At 62.0% G+C, this 526-nt stretch carries 1 protein-coding gene; it reads right to left on the bottom strand.

The window, feature by feature from the left end; translation table 11 throughout:
- The coding region (locus tag CO664_RS30050) for a cation:dicarboxylase symporter family transporter (protein ID WP_141471840.1) at positions 1 to 512 on the bottom strand (512 nt) is incomplete at its 3' end.
- Positions 513 to 526 lie beyond the last annotated feature (14 nt).

Below are 526 nucleotides of genomic sequence, written 5' to 3' on the forward strand. Positions count from 1 at the left end.
CCGAAGAGCACCGAGATGAACAGCACCTGCAGGATGTCGCCCTCGGCAAAGGCGCCGACCAGCGTCGTCGGGATGATGTTCATCAGGAAGCCGGTGATCGACTGCTCATGCGCCTTCGCTGCATAGGAAGCGACCGCCTTCGCGTCGAGCGAGGCCGGGTCGATATGCATGCCCGCACCCGGCTGCACGACATTGGCGACGATGAGGCCGACGACGAGCGCAAGCGTGGAGAAGGTCAGGAAGTAGATCATTGCCTTGCCGGCGACGCGGCCGACCTTGGCGAGATCGGTCATCCCCGCAATGCCGGTCGCGACAGTCAGGAAGATCACCGGCGCGATGATCATTTTAACGAGCTTGATGAAGGCGTCGCCGAGCGGCTTCAGCTCAGTGCCGAGCTCGGGATAGAAATGGCCGAGCAGGATGCCCGCGGCGATCGCCGCCAGAACCTGGACATAGAGATGGCGGTAAAAGGGTGTCTTGCCGCGGACCTCCGCGGAATGCTCGATGATCATGTGATATCCTCCAC

The organism is Sinorhizobium sp. NG07B (assembly GCF_002532005.1).
GTDB lineage: Bacteria > Pseudomonadota > Alphaproteobacteria > Rhizobiales > Rhizobiaceae > Sinorhizobium > Sinorhizobium fredii_C.